Consider the following 17757-nt stretch of genomic DNA (forward strand, 5'->3'; position numbering starts at 1 on the left):
GCCGGGCAGCGGGCCGGCGGCGGTCATGTCGGCGAGATCAGTCGGGCCAGGCGGCGGCCGAGCGGGGCGGCGCCGGCCACGGCGAGGCCGAGCAGCCGGGCCCCGGCGCGGGCGGTCAGCGCGCCCTGCAACGCGGGCAGCCCGGTGATCCCGGCGCCCACCGCCGCGCGGACCCGGGCCGGTGACGGGTCGGCGAGCACCCGGGCCTGCGCCCGGCCGTAGCGGACGGCGTACCCGGCGGCGAGCACCGCCGGCACCAGCTCCCCCAGCCGAAGGAAGGGCCCCCTCTTAACGCATCCGGTAGAGCAGGGGGCCCCGCTTAACACGGTGGGCCGGGCCGGGGTGGTGAGCGCGATCAGTGCGGTGCCGGCGAGCGTGAGGCCCGGCAGCCGCCGGTCCGCGCCGGTCACCTCACGGCGGGACAGCGCGGTCACGGTCCAGGTGTGCGCGGCGACGGTGAGCGCTGCGGGCAGCGCCCGGACCACCCGGCCGCCGGACGCGCCGAGCAGCACGTCCAGCCCGCGGCAGGCGGCCATCACCGCCGGGCCGGCGGCGGTGTTCTTCGCACGCAGGTCGTACCCCCAGATCGTGGCCGCGAGCGGCAGCGCGACAGCCGCCGCGCGACGGCCCCCGGCGGCGGTGGCGACGGCGAGCCCGGCGGCGGTCAGGCCGGACGCGACGCCGAGCGCCACCGACGGGCGCACCCGGCCGGACGGGATCGGCCGTTCCGGCCGCTCGACCGCGTCCAGCCGCCGGTCCGCCCAGTCGTTGGCGGCCATCCCGGCCCAGTAGAGCAGCACCGACGCGCCGGCCAGGGCGGGTGTACGGCGGCCCAGCGTCCCGGCCGCGGCAGCGCCGGCCAGCACGTCCCCGGGTACCGAGAGCGCGGCGGGCGCCCGGACCAGCTCGGCCAGGTCGGCCAGCCGGGTCACGGCGTCACCCGGGCGTGCAGGCCGGCGGCGAAGTCCCGCAGCACCGTCCACTGGTCACCGAGCGCGTGACCGGCCGCGCCGAGCGGATCCTTGAAGAAGAACGCCAGCTCGGTCAGCGGGCCGTGGCGGCCGGCGGCGTGCGCGGTGGCGGTGAGCCGGGCCAGGTCCAGCACGAGCGGCGCGGCCAGCGCCGAGTCGCAGCCGTGCCAGGTGAACTCCATCCGCATGCCGGTGCCGAGGAAACCGGCGAACGTGACCAGGTCCCAGGCGGTCTTGAAGTCGCCGAGTTCCTCGACGTACTCGATCCGGGTGTGGCCCTGCGGCAGGTAGCCGAGCGTCTCGGCGAGCACCCGCTGTTTGCTGCCCACCTTCGCGGCGTTGGCCGCCGGGTCGGCGAGCGTGGCGCCGTCGCCGCCGCCGAGCAGGTTCGTGCCGGACCAGGAGCGCACGGCGAGGTGCCGCATCGCGAACATCGGCGCGAGCACCGACTTGAGCAGCGTCTCGCCGGTCTTGCCGTCGTGCCCGGCGTACGGCAGCCCGCGTTCGGCGGCGAGCGCGGCCAGGGCCGGCAGGCGGGCGCCGGTGGACGGGGTGAAGTCCACGTACGGGCAGCCGGCGGTGAACGCCGCGTACGCGTACGCGGAGCTGGGTGGCAGCACGTCGGCCGGGCCGGTCAGCGCGTCGCGCAGCACGGCCGGGTCGCTGTGGGCCGGGTGCGGTGCGGGCGCCGGCTCGGTGGCGGCGACGTTCACCACGACCACCCGGTCCAGCCCGTGCCGGGTCCGGAAGTCGGTCAGGTCGCGCACCACTGCGGCGATCCGCTCGCCCTGGTCGCCGTCGGTGGGCGCGGGCCGCAGCGCCGCCTCGACGGTGGCCAGGTCGGGTGCCACGGCGTCGGCCAGCCGGGCGGGCAGCACGCCTGCGGCGGCGAGCGCCTCGGCGCGTTTGGTGAGCGGGGTGGCGACCACGTCGTGGCCGCCGAAGACGAGATCGGCGAAGCCCGGCAGGGCGGGCCCGCGCAGGTCCGGCAGCTCGGTCACGCAGCCGGTCGGCGCGGTGAGCCCGGCCCGCAGGGCCAGTCCCCCGACCACGGCTGTGGTGGCGACCGAGCCGCGCGCACCCACCAGCCAGACACCCGTACGCATTCGCGCTACCTCCCCAGGTAAGGCCGGTCCGCCGGTGCGGCCGGGGAATCCCGGTCCGGCCGCACCGGAGGGCCGTGCTGGTCGTGCCGGCGGACACCGGCGGCACGCTCCCCGGAGCCGGCCTCGTCCCCGCCGCGGGGCGCAACCGCGGCGGGCCCTCGCCGGCCGGCGCCGGTGAGTGTCGGGCGTACCCCGCAGGGCCGCCTCGGGTCAGGCGGAAGCTTCGGCCAGCGCTGGCTCCACCTCCGTCCAGGCGGCCCGCTCGGCCGAGCGGGTCACCGCGTCGAGCACGAGCTGGACCTGAAGCGCGTCGGCGAACGACGGGGCCGGGTCGGTGCCGGTGGCGACCGCCTCGACGAAGTCGCGCGCCTGGTGGGTGAAGGAGTGCTCGTATCCGATGATGTGGCCGGGCGGCCACCACGCGCCCAGGTACGGGTGGTCCGGCTCGGTCACCAGGATCCGGCTGAAGCCCTGCTCGGCGGCCGGCCGGGTGGCGTCCAGGAACTCCAGTTCGTTGAGGCGTTCCAGGTCGAACACGACGCTGCCGCGCGAGCCGTTGATCTCGACCCGCAGGGCGTTCTTGCGGCCGGTGGCGAACCGGGTCGCCTCGTACGTGGCCAGCGCTCCCCCGTCGAGCCGGGCCACGAACACCGCCGCGTCGTCAACGGTCACCGGGCCCACGGCGCTGCCGTTGCCGTCGGCCTGCGCGGCCAGGCCGCTCGACCCGGCGACGAGTGGCCGCTGCCGCACGAACGTCTCGGTGAGCGCGCTGACCCCGGTGACGAGCTGACCCGTGACGTACTGGGTCAGGTCGATGATGTGCGCGCCGATGTCACCGAGCGCGCCGGAGCCCGCCCTGTCCTTCTGCAACCGCCACACCAGCGGGAACTGCGGGTCGACGATCCAGTCCTGGAGGTAGGTCGCCCGGACGTGCCGGATCTCGCCGATCCGCCCGTCGGCCACCAGCTGCCGCATCAGGGCGACAGCCGGCACCCGCCGGTAGTTGAAGCCGCACATCGCGCGTACCCCGGACTCGCGTGCCCGGGCCGCGGCCTCGGTCATCTCGCGGGCCTCGGCGACGCTGTTGGCGAGCGGCTTCTCGCACATCACGTGCTTGCCCGCCGCGAGCGCGGCGAGTGCGATCTCGCGGTGGCTGTCCCCCGGCGTGCAGATGTCGACCACGTCGACCTCGTCGGACTCGACGAGCCGCCGCCAGTCGGTGGTGTAGCCGTCCCAGCCGAGCCGGTCGGCGGCCTCGGCCACCTTCGGCTCGTCGCGGCCGCAGACGAGCGCCATCCGCACCCGCGCCGGCAGGTCGAACACCCGGTTCACGGTGCGCCACGCCTGGGAGTGCGCGGCGCCCATGAACGCGTAGCCGACCATGCCGACCCGCAGGATGCTGTCGTGACTGGACAAGGTGGGTCTCCCCCCGTGTGTCAGAACCCGAGCTTCAGGTAGTCGCTCGCGTTCTCCTTGGTGATCGTCTCGGAGGCGAGCACGATCTCCTTCGGTACCTGGAGTTCGACCAGGTCGGACATGCCCTTGCCCTGGCCGATCAGGCGGGCCAGGGAGATGGCCGAGGAGGCCATCGACGGGCTGTAGGTGACTGTGGCCTTGAGGACCGTGTTGTCGGCGGCGATGTCCTCCATGGCCTTCTTGGAGCCGGCGCCGCCGACCATGATGAATTCCTTACGGTTGGCCTGGTTGACCGCCGCGAGCACGCCGATGCCCTGGTCGTCGTCGTGGTTCCAGACCGCGTCGATCTTCGGCAGCGCCTGGAACAGGCCGGTGGCGGCCTGCTGCCCGGAGTCGACGGTGAACTCCGCCGGCCGCCGGTTGGCGACCTTGAACCCGTACGAGGCGAGCGTGTCGGCGAACCCCTTCGACCGTTCCTGGGTCAGCTCCAGCGACTCGATGCCGGGGATCTCGCCGATCACCGGGTTGCTCACGCCCTTGGCCTTGAGCTGCTCGGCGATGTAGGTGGCGGCGGCCACTCCCATGCCGTAGTTGTCGCCCTTGATCTGCAGCCGGTAGGCGCGCGCGTCCGGGAAGGCCCGGTCCAGGTTCACCACCGGGATGCCGGCCTTCATCGCCTCCAGGCCGAACGCGTTGAGTTCCTTGCCGTCGTGCGGCAGCAGCACGATCACGTCGGGCTTCTGCGAGATCAGCGTGGACAGCGCCGCCCGCTGGGCCGCCGCGTCCGCGCCGGCCTCGACCGACTTCAGCTCCACGTCCTGGTACGCCCCGGCCTGCGCCTTGGCGTTGTTGGTGATGGCGGCGATCCAGCCGTGGTCGGCGGCGGGGGCGGAGAAGCCGATGCTCACCTTCTTGCCCGTCTCGGTGTTGGCGCCGGAACCGGCCGCCTTGGTCTGCGCCTCGGTCGGGCTCTGCTCGTTGCTGGTGCAGCCGGCGAGCAGCACCCCGGCGGAGACGGCGGCCCCGCCGAAGAGCAGCCGGCGGCGGGACAGGTCATGGCGCGGTGTTCTCATGACGCCTCCTGGGATGAGGTGGTGGGGTGGTTTCGGGTGTGGCGGGCCGGACCACCGTCGGTACGACGGCAGCCGGGATGTGCGCGTGGGGTCAGGTGGTGGTGGCCCGGTTGCGGGCGAGGAACTGGGTGAGACTGCCGAACTGCACCTGCTGGACCAGGACGGCGGCGACGATGATGCCGCCCTTGACCATGTTCTGGGCCTCGGCGGACAGGTTGTTGATGGCGAACAGGTTGGTGATGGTGGAGAAGATGATCACCCCGAGCAGGGAGCCGATGATCGTCCCCCGCCCGCCGCTGAGCAGCGTGCCGCCGATGATCGCGGCGGCGATCGCGTCCAGCTCGTAGAGGTTGGCCATCGCCGCCTGCGCGGAGGTGGCCTGCGCGGTCAGCATGACCGCGGCGATGCCGCAGCACAGGCCGGACAGCGCGTAGAGGAGCACCGTGTGCCGGCGGACGTTGATGCCGGCGAGCCGGGCCGCCTCCGGGTTGCCGCCGACCGCCACCGTACGGCGGCCGAACGTGGTCCGGTTCAGCAGCACCCAGCCGGCCGCCACCACCGCCACCAGGATGTAGACCAGCAGCGGGATGCCGAGCACGTTCGTGCTGGCGATGCCGTTGATGAACGTGTTGCCCGACACCTGGGTCTGCTTATCGGAGATCTCCGCCGCCAGCCCTCGCGCGGCGACGAGCATGGCGAGCGTGGCGATGAACGGCACCAGCCGCCCGTACGACACGAGCAGCCCGTTCACGACGCCGACGGCGAGCCCGACGGTGAGCGCGGTGAAGATCATGCCGCCCGCGCCGTAGCTCTGCGTCGCGACTGTGGTGCACCAGACCCCGGCGAGCGCGACGATCGCGCCGACCGACAGGTCGATGCCCCCGCCGATGATCACGAAGGTCATGCCGACGGTGACCACGCCGACCACCGAGGCGAGCTTGAGGATGGTGAGCGTGTTGCCCCACACCCAGTTCGGGTCGCCGTAGAGGTCGGGGCGGGTCAGGACGCCGATGACCACCAGCACGACGAGCGTGGCGAGCAGGCCGAGGTTGCGCTTGGCGCCCTCCCCGCCGTCGCCGCGCCACCAGGAGAGCTTCGCCGGCGCGTCGACCTTCGCGGTCTCCGTCCGCTCCACCGGCGGCGACTGCGCGGGCAGCGAGGTGTCGGTAACGTCGCTCATGCCGGTGCGCCTTCCATGAGGGACCCCGCCATCACGAGGTCGAGCACGGTGTTCTCGTCCAGTTCGCCGGCCGGGGCCTCGCGGACCACCCGGCCCTCCCGCATCACCAGCACCCGGTCGGCCAGGCCCAGCACCTCGGGCACCTCGCTGGAGACCAGCAGCACCCCGACGCCACGGGCGGCCAGATCGCGGATCACCTGGTACAGCTCGGCGCGGGCGCCCACGTCCACGCCCCGGGTCGGCTCGTCGAGCAACAGCAGCCGGGTGTCACCGAGCAGCCACCGCCCGACCACCACCTTCTGCTGGTTGCCGCCGGACAGCGTGCGCACCGGCCGGCGTACGTCCCGGGGACGCAGTTCCAGCGACGCGGCGATCCGGTCCGCCTCGGCGCGTTCCCGTCCGGTGTCGGTGAAGCCGAGGCGGGCGTACCTGCTGAACGTGGCGAGCGTGACGTTGCGGTAGATCGGTTCGCCGAGCAGCAGCGCCTGACTCTTGCGCTCCTCCGGCGCCATGCCCATCCCGGCCCGTACCGCGGCGCCCACGCTGCCCGGACGCAACACGCGGCCGTCGACCCGGACCGTCCCGGCGTGCGCCCGGCGCGCGCCGAAGATGGTCTCCAGCAGCTCCGACCGGCCCGAGCCGACCAGCCCGGCGATGCCGACGATCTCTCCCGCCCGGACCCCGAGCGAGACGTCGGCGAACTCGCCGGGCCGGGTCAGCCCGTCCACCCGCAACAGCTCCGCGCCGCCCCCGTGGTCGGCCGGGCGCTGCGGGAAGACGTACTCGATGGTCCGCCCGGTCATCCGGGCGACCAGGTCGCGGGTCGGTGTCTCGCGGGCCGGCAGGCTCGCCGCCGTGGTCCGGCCGTCCTTGAGTACGGTGACCCGGTCGCCGATCTCGCGGATCTCCTCCATCCGGTGCGAGATGTAGATGACCGCGATGCCCTGCGCGGTGAGTTCCCGGATGATCCGGAACAGGTTCGCCACCTCGTCGTGGGCCAGCACCGCGCTCGGCTCGTCCATGATGATCAGCCGGGCCTCGTGGGACAGCGCACGGGCCATGCTGACGATCTGCTTGCCGGCGGCGGGCAGGTGCCGCACCAGCCGCCCCGGCGGGATCTCCGGGTGGCCGAGCCGGGCCAGGATCTGCCGGGTACGCCGGGCCATGTGCCCCCGCCGGACGAAGCCGAACCGGCGCGGCTCGTGGCCGAGGAACGCGTTCTCCGCCACCGACAGGTCGTCGACCAGGTCGAGTTCCTGGTAGATGGTGGCGATACCGGCGCGCATGGCGGCCTGTGGGTTGGCGAACGAGGCCGGCTCGCCGCGCCAGAGCACCTCACCGGAGTCCGGCCGGTGCACCCCGGCCAGCACCTTGATGAGCGTGGACTTGCCGGCGCCGTTCTGCCCCAGCAGGCAGTGCACCTCACCGGCCCGCACCTCCAGTTGCACGCCGTCGAGCGCGCGTACCCCCGGGAACGTCTTGACGACGTCGGTGAGGCGCAGGACCACCTCGCCCGCGACGGCGTCCGCGGGCGCCTCGACGAGCGGCCGGGCCTCGGACTGTCCGATCTCGCTCATGCTGCTTCTCCGAACGCGAGGTCACTTGCGAGCACTGCGGCGCCGGCGACGCCGGCACGCGGGCCCAGCTCGGACAGGACGACCGGCAGGTTGCCGGTGGCCAGCGGCAGCGAGCGGCGGTAGACAACGCTGCGGATCTCGGCGAGCAGGATGTGCCCGAGCTGGGCGAGCCCGCCGCCGATGACGATCATCGACGGGTTGGTGAAGCTGACCAGCCCGGCCAGTACGCTCCCGACCCGCCGGCCGCCGTCGCGGATGAGCTGGATGCAGGTGACGTCCCCCTCGATCGCCCCCTGCGCCACGTCCAGCGCGGTCACCACACCCCGGGCGGCCAGCCGTTCGGCCAGCGCCGGGGACACCTCGGTGCGGGCCGCCACAGTCGCCTCCCGGGCCAGCGCGGCACCGCTGAACACCGCCTCCAGGCAACCGAGGTTGCCGCAGCTGCACATCGGACCGTTCGGGTCGACCTGGATGTGGCCGATGTCCCCGGCACAGCCGTCGGTGCCCCGGTAGACCTCGCCGTGCAGGTAGATGCCGCACCCGATGCCAGTGCCGATCTTGATGAACAGGAAGTCGTCGACCGAGTGGGCCACGCCGCCGTGCCGCTCGCCGATCGCCATGATGTTGACGTCGTTGTCGACCACCGCCGGGCAGCCGTGCTCACGGGTGAGCAGCTCGCGGACCGGGAACCGGTCCCAGCCGGGCATGATCGGCGGGGAGACCGGCACGCCGTCGCGGAAGCTGACCGGCCCCGGTACGCCGATGCCCACCGCGTCGAGCCGCTCGTACGCGCCGTCCACCTCGGCCTTGTGCAGCAGCTCGTTCACCCGCTGGAGCGTCACCTTCGGGCCGGAGCGGATGTCGGCGGCCTCGGTGTAGGCGGCCACCGTCTCCAGCCGGCCGTTCACCACCTCCACGTCGATCGAGCTGGCGCCCAGGTCGACGGCGGCGAAGCGCAGGTGCGGGCTCAGCTCGACGAGGGTGGAGCGGCGCCCGCCCCGGGAGGCGGCCAGCCCGGCCTCGGCCACGTATCCGAGGGAGACCAGACGTTCCAGCTCGGCGAGCAGGCGCGGGCGGGGCATCTGGAGCCGGTCGCCGAGTTCGGCGCGGGACACCGCGCCCTCGTCCCGGAGCAGTCGCAGAAGCCGTACGTGCAGGGGGTCGACCGTCCGCACCGGCAGTCACCTCCGCATCGGAAGTCCGTCTCATCGATGACGGCGTTGTGTGTTGTGTCCGACACAGTAGGAGCCTTCCGGGCCGCGTGTCCATAGCTTCGGCACGTCTGATGCAAACTTTTGTCCATACGAACAAAAGCGAGTTCCGGATCATGAAAACGCGACGCCCCGCCCGCGTGACTTCCGGGCGGGGCGTCGCGATCTCGGGTCAGCGGGAGGGCGCGCGGCCCTTCTTGCGCAGCTTGCGGTCGTCGCGCAGCTCCACGTAGGGCTCCTCGTCGGCCGGGTGCCCCGCCGCGATGGCGCGGCTGCGTTCCAACTCGGCGTCGAACTCCGCGCCCAGCAGGATCGCGATGTTGCTCAGCCACAACCACACCAGGAAGATGATCACGCCGGCCACCGCGCCGTACGTCTTGTTGTACGAGCCGAAGTTGCTCACGTAGAGCGCGAACAGGCCCGACACCACCAGCCAGAGCACCACCGCGAGCACACCGCCGGGGCTGACCCAGCGGAAGCCGCCGTGCCGGGCGTTCGGCGAGGCCCAGTAGAGGATCGCGAACATCAGGCTCACCAGCACCAGCAGCACCGGCCACTTGGCGATGTTCCACACCGTCACGGCGGTCTCGCCCAGGCCGATCGCGTTCCCGGCCTGCTCGGCCAGCCCGCCGGTGAACACCACGATCACGGCGCTGATCAGCAGCATCACGCCGATCACCGCGGTCACGCCGAGGCGTACCGGCAGCGTCTTCCAGATCGGCCGCCCCTCCGGCACGTCGTAGATGCTGTTCGAGGCGCGCATGAACGCGGCGACGTAGCCGGACGCCGACCAGAACGCCGCCACCAGACCGACGATCGCCGCGATGCTCGCCAGCCCGCCGGACTGGCCGGCCTGGTCGATAGCGCTCTCGATGATGCGGCGGATGTTCTCCTCCGGCACCGCCTGCCCGACGGTGTCCCGTACCCCCTCGGTGGCCCGGTCGCCGAGCAGGCCGAGCACCGAGATCAGCACCAGGACGCCCGGGAAGATGGAGAGCACGCCGTAGTAGGTGAGCGCGGCGGCCCAGTCGGTCAGGCTGTCGTCCTGGAACTCCCGCACGGTCCGCTTGAGGGTCGCCATCCAGCCCGTCGCCGACAGGTCGGCCGGGCTGTCCGGCCCGTCGTCCGGCCCCACCGGTCCGTCATGCTTCCGCCCGTCGGGCCGGTCGTGCCCGGCGCGGGTGTCGTCGCGCATGGCGGGGGCGTCGTCGCGCCCGTCGCGGGTGTCCTCGTGGACGTCGTGGGCGTCGTCGCGGGCGGCCATGGCACCTCCTCGTCGTCATGTCGTCCCGCACGACATGCCCTGACGAGGGCAGCGATAACCGCCGCGCCCGCAAACCGGCCACTCGCGCCCCACTGCTCGCACCTGCCGCCGCCTCTCCCGTCGGCACCTTCACCCCGCTGGCCGCCTTTGCTCTGCAGCCACGCGCGCGGCAGACACGCTCTGTAACCATGTGCGCCGATGGGTGCAGAGCAAAGGTGGCGGGGGCAGCGCTGTCACCGGCACCCCACCACTCCCCGCCCGAAATCCTGGCGAGCCGCCGCTCCGCCGCGACCACCAATCGCCACCATCTCGACGACCGTCACGACGAGTGGAACGTCATGGGTGTCAAACGGGGCCGCAAGCACCCATGACGTCCCACTCACCGAGGGTCGGCCACCGGCGTGCGCGGAAGCGAGAGCGCGGGGTACGGCCGGGGCGCCGAAGTAACGCGTGATCCGTCTTTCGATGCCACCACCTCGGGGAAGTGGAGATGATCGTGGAAACGCGAGCCGGCGAACACGCTTTGGGGCCATTTCCCCACCGGGTGAGCGCGGCGCGCACGAGCGCGTACGACCCGGCGCGACGGGCGCCGCCCGCGCGAGCCGACACGGGAGACGCACCCACCTGAGTGGACACGTTGCGTGACGACAAGCATCACGGGCATGCCCATTCTTCATCGTTGTAAGCGGTATCGGGAGAGAGCCACGAGAGACGACCTCCCATCATCGCGAAACAGTTTCAAGAAATATGTGACGCGAATGAGCGACGCTCCATTCCGTCACTCATTGCAATCATGATCGGCAATGTTCCCAACATGCGCGCCATTCGCGTATCGTGCCCCCTCGTGCCGCCCGTTCGCCCCTCCGACGCGACTCCCCCCAAACCCCGGCCGCCGTCCGGCGGACGACCGGGGTCCGACGTGGACGCCGAGGTGGTGTCGCTGCCGCCGGACGACGGAAGCGTCCCCGGGCCCGAGTGGGCCGACGACGGGCCGGGCGAGACGCACCACCACAGCCGAGCAGCGCACCACCACACCCCGGACGAGCACGACACCGCGGGCGAGCAGCACACCGCGGACGAGAGCGAGGCCCGCGACAAGGGCGAGAACCCGGGCCGAACCCAGGACGCCCGCGAACTGGCCGCCCGCTTCGAGGAGGAGAAACCGGGACGGGTGCTCGCCGGCCCGATCGGGGTCCTCTTCACCGGCGTCACCGTCGCGGTCGGACTGCTGACGCTCTGGCAGGTCTTCTTCCCGCTGGCTCAGGGCAGCAAGTACTACCTCATCTTCTTCCTGGCCGGCGTCCTGCCGGTGGTGTTCCTCGCGTACCCCTCGGGGGTGCGGCTGCGACGCGCCAAGGGCCACGCGGGCGACGTGGACGACCGGCGCGGTCCCACGCCCGTGGACTGGCTGCTGGCCCTCGCGGCGCTCGTCGTCTGCCTCTACCCGGTGCTGCCGATCACCATCGGCGCCGGTGGCGGCGGGTACGACGCCTTCCTCGACCGGCAGGGCCTGCTGGATCCGCTGGACGTGGCGTTCGGCACCGGGCTGCTGCTCCTGCTGCTGGAGGCGTGCCGGCGTACCACCGGATGGATCCTGCCCGCGGTGTGCGTGCTGTTCCTCGGGTACGGCTACTACGGCGGCCTGCTGCCGCAGTCCTGGCCGGTGGCGCACGCGGGGCTCGACTTCGGGCAGCTCGTGGACGCGTTCTACAACTCCGACAGCGGCTTCTACGGCACCCCGCTGGACGTGGCCGCCTCGTACATCGTGCTGTTCACCATCTACGGCGCGGTGCTCGACCTGTCCGGCGCGGGCCGGTTCTTCGTGGAACTGTCCGCCGCCGCGTTCCGCCGCTCGCGCACGGCCGCCGGGCGTACCGCAGTCGCCTCGGGTTTCCTGCTCGGCACGGTCTCCGGCTCCGGCGCCGCCACCACCGTCAGCATCGGCGCGGTGACCTGGCCGATCCTGCGCCGCGCCGGCTACCCGGCCGAGCGGGCGGGCGGCATGCTCGCCGCCGCCGGTGTGGGGGCGATCCTGTCGCCGCCGACGCTGGGCGCCGCCGCGTTCATCATCGCCGAGTACCTGGGCGTGTCCTACCTCCAGGTGCTCGGCTGGGCGACGGTGCCGACGATCCTCTACTACCTGGGCATCCTGCTCTCCGTCGAGATCGACGCCCGGCGCTCCGGCGTGCGCCCGGTGGTCATCGACACCGGCTCGGCGTGGCGGCTGCTGGCCCGCTTCGGCTACCACTTCCTCTCACTTCTCGTGATCATCGTGGTGCTGGCGCTCGGCGCGTCGGCGATGCGGGCCGTCGTCATCGCCACCGTGATCGCGGCGGCGCTGTCCTTCCTGGACCGCCGGCACCGGCTCACGCCGGCCCGGCTGGTGGCGGCGCTGCGCGACGGCGTACGCGGGGTGCTCGCGGTGAGCGCCGTCTGCGCCGCGGCCGGCATCATCACCGCCACCACCACGAAGACCGGCCTCGGGCCGCAGGCCGCCGCGCTGCTGATCGACGGCGCGCAGGCGGTCAGCTCGGAGCCGGCGGTGGTGCTGGCGCTGACCGCGGTGCTCGCCGCCGTCGCGCTCAGCCTGCTCGGCCTCGCCGTGCCGGTCACCGCCTCGTTCGTCATCGGCTGGGTGATCATCGGCCCGGCGCTGCTGAACCTGGGCGTCGAAGCGCCCGCAGCGGCCATGTTCGTCTTCTACTTCGCGGTGCTGTCCGAGGTCTCGCCGCCGACCGCGCTCGCCGCTGTCGCCGCCGCCGCCGTCACCGGCGGCCGGCTGGTGCCGACCATGTGGCAGACCCTGCGGTACGCGCTGCCGGCGTACCTGATCCCGCTGGCCTTCGTCATCACGCCGACCGGCCTCGGGCTGCTCGGCATCGGCGGGCCCGGGCGGATCGTGACGGCCGGTCTGGTCTCCGCGCTCGGCGTGGCGGTGCTGGCGGTCGCGGCCGGCGGCTGGCTACCCGGTGTGGGCCCGGCCGGCGTGCCGGAGCGGATCGTCGGCGCGGTCGCCGGGCTGGTGCTGCTCTGGCTGGAACCGCTGCCCATGGCGATCGGCGCGGCACTCGCCGCGCTCGCGGTCGCGGGCGTGTACGTCCGACGTGGCGCCGCCGGACACCCCGGCCGCCCGGCGGTCGAAGAATCCGTGGACCTTGGGGAGGAGAGAGAGTGGGACGGATCGACGCGAGGATAGTGGCGGGTGTCGGGGCACTGGTCCTGGTCGCCGCCGGTGCCGCCGGCTGCGGAGGCCGTCAGGACGGCGCGGCGAAGGACGACGCCGCCCGCGAGGTCAGCTGCAAGGTCACCAAGGACACCCGGGTCGGCATCGCCACCGGAAACGCCACCGGCGTCTACTACGTGGTCGGCAACGCGCTCGCCGGTGAGCTGAGCAAGACCACCGACGGCAAGCTCACCGGGACGGCCGCCGAGACCGGCGCCTCGGTGCAGAACGTCGAACAGCTCGTCGCCGGCCAGTACGACGTGGCGTTCTCGCTGTTCGACACCGCTGTCAACGCGGTGCAGGGCAAGGGGAGCTTCACCGCGCCGCAGCCGGTCAAGGCGCTGGCCCGGATCTACGACAACTACACCCAGGTGGTGGTCCGCGCCGACGCGGGGATCACGTCGGTGGCCGACATGAAGGGCAAGAAGATCTCCACCGGCTCGCCGAAGTCCGGCACCGAGGTCATCGCCAACCGGCTGCTCACCGCCGCCGGGCTGGACCCGGCCAAGGACGTCCAGGCGCAGCGGCTGGACCTCACCAAGACCGTCGACGGCATGAAGGACGGCAGCATCGACGGCTTCTTCTGGTCCGGCGGCGTGCCGACCGGCGGGGTCACCGACCTGTTCACCACGTCCGGCGACAAGGTGAAGTTCGTCGACATCAGCCCGCTGCTGCCGAAGATGGCCGAGCTGAACCCGGCGTACCAGGCGGGCACCATCGGCAAGGACATCTACCGGACCCCGGCCGACGTGCCCACCATCGTGGTGCCGAACGTGCTGCTGGTGCGGGACGACCTGGACGCCGACGTGGCCTGCGCGATCACCCGGACGGTCTTCGAGAAGAAGGACGCCCTGGCCCAGGCGAACCCGGCGGCGAAGGGCATCGAGCTGGGCAACGCCCGCAAGACCGACCCGGTGCCGCTGCACCGTGGCGCGGAGCGGGCGCTGAGCGACCTCGGCGCGAGCTGACCTGAACGGGCCGGGCCCGGACGTGCGTCCGGGCCCGGCCCACCGACCCGACCCGGAGACCCCCGTGCCGCTGCCCCACCCGGCTCGCGTACGCCGGCATCACCGCTCCGCGGACCGCACCGGACGCCTCCGCTCGGTCCGCGTCCAACTGCTGGCCCCGATCCTGGTGGCCACCGCCGGCCTGGTCGTGCTGGGGGCGACGCAGACCGGCGCCGCGCTCGACGCGTCCGCCGACGCCGACCGGGCCCGCGTGCTGGCGGGCACCGCCACCGCGACCGTACGGCTGGTGCACGAGCTGGAACGCGAACTGGGCGAGACGGCCGCGTTGCGCCAGCGCGGCGGCACGTCCGGCCGCCCGCTCGTGGACGCGCAGCGCCGCCGGGTGGACACGGCGGTGGAGCGTTACCGCTCGGCGCAGGATGACGCGCGCCGGGCCGCGCCGGATCTGGGCGGGGTGCTCGACGACGTGGGCGGGCGCCTGGCGCAGCTCGCGCCCACCCGGAACCTGGCGCTGGCCGGTGATCGCGGTGACCCGGCATACGTGTCGCTCGTGGAGTCGCTGCTCGCGGTCGCGGACGCGCTGCCCAGCCAGCTCCGCGACGCCGAGCTGGCCAACCAGGCGCGCGAGGTCGCAGCGGTGGCCGCCCAGGAGCACCTGTCCGCGCTGGAGCGCGACCTGCTGCGGGCGGTGTTCGTCCGGGGTGGACTGCAGAGTGGCGAACTGGCCCGGCTGGGCCGGCTGCGGGGTGCCCGGGAGCAGCGGCAGGCCGAGTTCCTCCGGATCGCCTCCGCCCCGGCGAGCAGGGCCTGGTACCGGCTGGTCGACGGCACCGACGTGACCACTGCCCGCCGGATACGTGACGCCGTGCTCGACTCCGACGGCGCGCCCGGCACGGTGAAGACCGACGGCGACGCCTGGTACGTGGCGCAGAGCGGCGCGATCCGCCGGTACAACCTGCTCGGCCGGGACCTGACCGACAGGCTGGACCGGGACGCGGCGGACCTGGCCGGGGCGGCCCGGTTGCGTGCGGTGCTGACCGCCGGCGCGACGAGCACCGTCGCACTCGGCTCGCTCGTCACCGCCGTGCTGCTGGCGGTCCGTACGAGCCGCCGGTTGCGCCGGCTGCGGGTGGCCGCGCTGACCATGGCGAACCGGGAGCTGCCGGAACGGATCACCGCGATCGCGGCGGGCGAGCGGACCCCGGCGGAGGGCCCGGCGACCCGGATGACCGATGGGATCAGGCGCGGCCGGGACGAGGTGGCGCAGGTCGCCGAGGCGTTCGACACGGTGAACCGGGCCGCGTTGCGGCTGGCCGGTCAGCAGGCCGAGTTGCGGCTGGACGTGACCCGGATGGCGGAGGCGCTGGCCCGCCGCATCCGGACGCTCATCACCCGGCAGCTACGGCTGCTCGACGACTTCGAGCGCGAGGAGACCGACCCGGACGCGCTGGCCCGGCTGTTCGCGCTGGACCACCTCGCCGCCCGGTTGCGCCGCAACGGCGAGAACCTGCTGGTGCTCGCCGGTGGCGAGCCCGGACGCGGGCACGAGGGCGCGTTGCTGCTGGACGACGTGGTACGGGCGGCGGCCTCCGAGATCGAGGACTACCCGCGGGTGGAGATCGACGTGCCGACCGCTGCGGTGCACGGCACGGCGGCCGGCAACCTGGTGCACCTGCTGGCCGAGCTGCTGGAGAACGCCACCGTCTACTCGCCACCGGAGGCCCCGGTGCTCGTCGACGGCCGGCGCACCGTCGACGGGCTGGTGCTGCGCGTCCGCGACCAGGGCATCGGCGTCAGCGAGAGCCGGCTGACCGAGATCAACGAGCGGCTGGCCGCGCCGGCCACGCTGTCCAGCGCGGCGGCGGGCAGCATGGGCCTGCACGTGGTGGCCCACCTGGCCGCCCGGCACGGGATCCGGGTGCAGTTGCACAACCCCGGTACCGGCACTGTGGCGCAGGTCGACGTACCGGAATCGGTCCTGACCCGGGTCGAGTCGGTGGCGTCCCGGCCGGCCGCCGAGCGGCGGCCGCGCGCCGCGGCCTGGTTCAAGTCCGGGCCGGCCGCCGGCCGCAGCCTCGTCACCAGCGCCACGACCGTCGGGCCGGCGCGCGGCGTCGCCGCGGTCCGCACGCCGGGTGGCGCGTTGCTGGCGCCGAGCACCGCCCGGATCCGCCCGGTGAGCGTGCCGCCGACGCCCGTCCCGACCACCGCCGCCGGGCTGCCCCGGCGGCAGGTGGGCGGCCACCTGCCCGAGCCGATGCCGGACACCACCGCGCCGCCGCCGGCCACCGACCTGCTCGACCCCGAAGTGGTACGTGCCCGGCTGTCCGCCCTCGCCGAGGGGGTGGCCAGCGCGACCCGCCGTGCCCCGAACACCACACCCAACGGGAGAAGACCATGACCTCACCGTCCACCACCGGACTGGACTGGCTGCTGGCGAACTTCGCCGAGCAGGTGCCGGACGTCTCGCACGCGCTCGCGGTCTCCGAGGACGGGTTGCGGCTGGCGTCCTCGCCGGACCTCTCCCCCGACCAGGTCGACCAGCTCGCGGCGGTGATCAGCGGGCTGGCGAGCCTGACCGTGGGCGCGGCCCGGCTGATGTCCGCCGGCCGGGTACGCCAGCAGATCGTGGACATGGACGGCGGGGTGATGCTGGTGATGGCGGTGGGTGAGCGGGCGCTGCTCGGCGTGCTGGCCGCGCCCGGCTGCGACCTGGGCCAGATCGGCTACGAGACGGCGACGCTGGTGCAGCGGGTGGCGGAGGCGCTGGAACCGGCGGTCCGCCGATGACCGGCCGCGTGCTGCGGCTGACCGCCGCGCTGATGTCGGCGGTGCTGGTGGCCGGGTGCGCGGCCGAGGACTCCGCGCCCGAGGCGTGGCACGGCGGGCGGATCTTCCTGGCCACCGGCAACACCACAGGCGTCTACTACCAGCTCGGCGGCGGGTACGCCGACCTGATCACCCGCCACCTGCCCGGGTACGAGGCACGGGCCGAGCCGACCGGCGCGTCGGTGGAGAACATCACCCGGGTGGCGAGTGGCGACATGGAGATCGCGTTCAGCCTGGCCGACACGGCGGCGGACGCGGTCGACGGGCGCGGGGCGTTCGACAAGCAGCCGCAGCCGGTACGGGCGCTGGCCCGGGTCTACAGCAACTACACGCACGTGATCGTCCGCGCCGACGGCAAGATCCGCAGCTTCGCCGACCTGCGCGGCAAGCGCATCTCCACCGGTTCGCCGAAGTCCGGCACCGACATCATCGCGGGGCGCCTGCTCACCGCCGGTGGCATCGACCCGAACCGGGACATCCAGCGGTTCAACCTGTCGCTGCCGGAGACGGTCAAGCGGATGCGGGCGAAGGGCCTGGACGCCATGTTCTTCTCCGGCGGTCTGCCCACCCCCGGTGTGAAGGATCTGCTCTCGTCCGCACCGGGCACGTTCCGGCTGCTGCCGATCGACGAGCTGATCGAGCCGTTGAGCGCCCGCTTCGGCGCCGTCTACACCACGGCGACGCTGCCGAAGGAGGTGTACGGGACACCCGAGCCGACGCCGACCATCACGGTGGCGAACGTGATCCTGGTGGGGGCGGACATGCCGGACCAACTGGCGTACGACCTGACCCGGGTGCTGTTCACCTGGCAGGGCGAGTTGATCCAGGTGCACCCGGAGGCGGCGAACTTCAACCGGTCCAGCGCCGCGGCGACCCGCCCGATCCCGTTGCATCCGGGCGCGCAGCGGTTCTACCGCACCGGCTGAGCGCGGGACCGCG

13 protein-coding genes are annotated in these 17757 nt (G+C 73.2%); 5 read left to right on the forward strand and 8 right to left on the reverse strand.

Annotated features, from left to right (window positions below):
- Positions 1 to 23 precede the first annotated feature (23 nt).
- From ACPCK6_RS21375 to ACPCK6_RS21410, 8 genes are all read right to left on the reverse strand, one after another.
- Positions 24 to 932, reverse strand: coding sequence for an SCO3242 family prenyltransferase (locus tag ACPCK6_RS21375; RefSeq protein WP_423482022.1), 909 nt, complete (start codon positions 930 to 932; stop codon positions 24 to 26).
- Positions 929 to 2077, reverse strand: a complete 1149-nt coding sequence (locus ACPCK6_RS21380) for an inositol-3-phosphate synthase (RefSeq protein WP_423482023.1) — start codon at positions 2075 to 2077, stop codon at positions 929 to 931. Before ACPCK6_RS21380 ends, ACPCK6_RS21375 begins: the two co-directional genes overlap by 4 nt.
- Before the next feature lie 210 nt (positions 2078 to 2287).
- The gene (locus ACPCK6_RS21385; RefSeq protein WP_423482037.1) at positions 2288 to 3460 is read right to left on the reverse strand and encodes a Gfo/Idh/MocA family protein; all 1173 of its coding nucleotides are present in this window, start codon (positions 3458 to 3460) and stop codon (positions 2288 to 2290) included.
- Positions 3461 to 3513: 53 nt separating this feature from the next.
- Positions 3514 to 4566: a substrate-binding domain-containing protein gene (locus tag ACPCK6_RS21390; RefSeq protein WP_269697466.1), complete on the reverse strand. Its 1053-nt coding sequence runs from the start codon at positions 4564 to 4566 to the stop codon at positions 3514 to 3516.
- A 91-nt stretch (positions 4567 to 4657) separates the two neighbouring features.
- The gene (locus ACPCK6_RS21395) at positions 4658 to 5746 is read right to left on the reverse strand and encodes an ABC transporter permease (protein WP_396882719.1); all 1089 of its coding nucleotides are present in this window, start codon (positions 5744 to 5746) and stop codon (positions 4658 to 4660) included.
- Positions 5743 to 7323 (reverse strand): sugar ABC transporter ATP-binding protein, encoded by a 1581-nt coding sequence (locus ACPCK6_RS21400; RefSeq protein ID WP_423482024.1) that lies wholly within the window; start codon positions 7321 to 7323, stop codon positions 5743 to 5745. The genes ACPCK6_RS21395 and ACPCK6_RS21400 overlap by 4 nt, the downstream gene beginning before the upstream one ends.
- On the reverse strand, positions 7320 to 8498 hold the full coding sequence (locus tag ACPCK6_RS21405; protein ID WP_318335228.1) for an ROK family protein: 1179 nt from the start codon (positions 8496 to 8498) through the stop codon (positions 7320 to 7322). The genes ACPCK6_RS21400 and ACPCK6_RS21405 overlap by 4 nt, the downstream gene beginning before the upstream one ends.
- A 208-nt stretch (positions 8499 to 8706) precedes the next feature.
- Positions 8707 to 9798: a YihY/virulence factor BrkB family protein gene (locus ACPCK6_RS21410; RefSeq protein WP_423482025.1), complete on the reverse strand. Its 1092-nt coding sequence runs from the start codon at positions 9796 to 9798 to the stop codon at positions 8707 to 8709.
- A gap of 919 nt (positions 9799 to 10717) precedes the next feature.
- Here ACPCK6_RS21410 and ACPCK6_RS21415 point away from each other — a divergent pair.
- The 5 genes from ACPCK6_RS21415 to ACPCK6_RS21435 all read left to right on the forward strand — a co-directional run bounded on the left by ACPCK6_RS21415 (position 10718) and on the right by ACPCK6_RS21435 (position 17744).
- The gene (locus tag ACPCK6_RS21415) at positions 10718 to 12994 is read left to right on the forward strand and encodes a TRAP transporter permease (RefSeq protein ID WP_423482026.1); all 2277 of its coding nucleotides are present in this window, start codon (positions 10718 to 10720) and stop codon (positions 12992 to 12994) included.
- Entirely contained in the window at positions 12970 to 13989 is a 1020-nt protein-coding gene (locus tag ACPCK6_RS21420; RefSeq protein WP_423482027.1) for a TAXI family TRAP transporter solute-binding subunit, read from the forward strand. The genes ACPCK6_RS21415 and ACPCK6_RS21420 overlap by 25 nt, the downstream gene beginning before the upstream one ends.
- Before the next feature lie 64 nt (positions 13990 to 14053).
- A complete protein-coding gene (locus ACPCK6_RS21425) occupies positions 14054 to 16390 on the forward strand; it encodes a sensor histidine kinase (protein WP_423482028.1) in 2337 nt (778 codons plus the stop codon).
- Entirely contained in the window at positions 16387 to 16779 is a 393-nt protein-coding gene (locus tag ACPCK6_RS21430; RefSeq protein WP_194802308.1) for a roadblock/LC7 domain-containing protein, read from the forward strand. The genes ACPCK6_RS21425 and ACPCK6_RS21430 overlap by 4 nt, the downstream gene beginning before the upstream one ends.
- Positions 16776 to 17744: a TAXI family TRAP transporter solute-binding subunit gene (locus ACPCK6_RS21435; RefSeq protein ID WP_355508439.1), complete on the forward strand. Its 969-nt coding sequence runs from the start codon at positions 16776 to 16778 to the stop codon at positions 17742 to 17744. The genes ACPCK6_RS21430 and ACPCK6_RS21435 overlap by 4 nt, the downstream gene beginning before the upstream one ends.
- Positions 17745 to 17757: the final 13 nt, after the last annotated feature.

It is taken from the genome of Micromonospora sp. AB353, from assembly GCF_049538395.1.
Taxonomy (GTDB): domain Bacteria; phylum Actinomycetota; class Actinomycetes; order Mycobacteriales; family Micromonosporaceae; genus Micromonospora; species Micromonospora aurantiaca.